This window comes from Paenibacillus arenilitoris (assembly GCF_014705655.1).
Classification (GTDB): Bacteria; Bacillota; Bacilli; order Paenibacillales; family Paenibacillaceae; genus Pristimantibacillus; species Pristimantibacillus arenilitoris.
Genome location: NZ_JACXIY010000082.1, coordinates 1 through 1,454 on the forward strand (window position 1 = coordinate 1; position 1,454 = coordinate 1,454).

General features: G+C 56.0%; 1 rRNA gene. It reads right to left on the reverse strand.

What is annotated here, in order from left to right:
• Positions 1-1,454, reverse strand: a 23S ribosomal RNA gene (locus IDH41_RS31080); the annotation flags it as partial.

The window sequence follows — 1,454 nt, forward strand, 5'->3', positions numbered from 1 at the left end:
TAAGCCCTCGACCGATTAGTATTCGTCAGCTGCACGCATTGCTGCGCTTCCACCCCGAACCTATCAACCTCGTCGTCTTCAAGGGGTCTTACTAATTGGGAAATCTCATCTTGAGGGGGGCTTCACGCTTAGATGCTTTCAGCGCTTATCCCGTCCGTACTTGGCTACCCAGCGGTGCTCCTGGCGGAACAACTGGTACACCAGCGGTACGTCCATCCCGGTCCTCTCGTACTAAGGACAGCTCCTCTCAAATTTCCTACGCCCGCGACAGATAGGGACCGAACTGTCTCACGACGTTCTGAACCCAGCTCGCGTACCGCTTTAATGGGCGAACAGCCCAACCCTTGGGACCTACTTCAGCCCCAGGATGCGATGAGCCGACATCGAGGTGCCAAACCTCCCCGTCGATGTGGACTCTTGGGGGAGATAAGCCTGTTATCCCCAGGGTAGCTTTTATCCGTTGAGCGATGGCCCTTCCATTCGGTACCACCGGATCACTAAGCCCGACTTTCGTCCCTGCTCGACTTGTAGGTCTCGCAGTCAAGCTCCCTTATGCCTTTGCACTCTTCGAATGATTTCCAACCATTCTGAGGGAACCTTTGGGCGCCTCCGTTACATTTTAGGAGGCGACCGCCCCAGTCAAACTGCCCGCCTGACACGGTCCCTCTACCGGTTTCACGGTAGCAGGTTAGAACTCCGATACGATCAGGGTGGTATCCCAACGGCGCCTCCACCGAAGCTGGCGCTCCGGCTTCCCAGGCTCCCACCTATCCTGTACAGATCGTACCAAAGTCCAATATCAAGCTGCAGTAAAGCTCCATGGGGTCTTTCCGTCTTGTCGCGGGTAACCTGCATCTTCACAGGTATTAAAATTTCACCGGATCTCTCGTTGAGACAGCGCCCAAGTCGTTACGCCATTCGTGCGGGTCAGAATTTACCTGACAAGGAATTTCGCTACCTTAGGACCGTTATAGTTACGGCCGCCGTTTACTGGGGCTTCGGTTCACAGCTTCGGGTTGCCCCTAACCGCTCCCCTTAACCTTCCAGCACCGGGCAGGCGTCAGCCCGTATACTTCGCCTTACGGCTTCGCACAGACCTGTGTTTTTGCTAAACAGTCGCTTGGGCCTTTTCACTGCGGCCCCCTCGGGCTATTCACCCTACCGAGGCACCCCTTCTCCCGAAGTTACGGGGTCATTTTGCCGAGTTCCTTAACGAGAGTTCTTCCGCGCGCCTTAGCATGCTCTGCTCGCCTACCTGTGTCGGTTTGCGGTACGGGCACCTTCGCCTGGCTAGAGGCTTTTCTCGACAGCCGGAGTACATGACCTTCGCTACTGCAATTTTCGCTCCCCATCACAGCCTAGCCTAATAGTGTGCGGATTTGCCTACACACTAGCCTCACTGCTTGGACGGGCTATTCCATCAGCCCGCGTCACTGCCCTTCTGTGTCACCCCA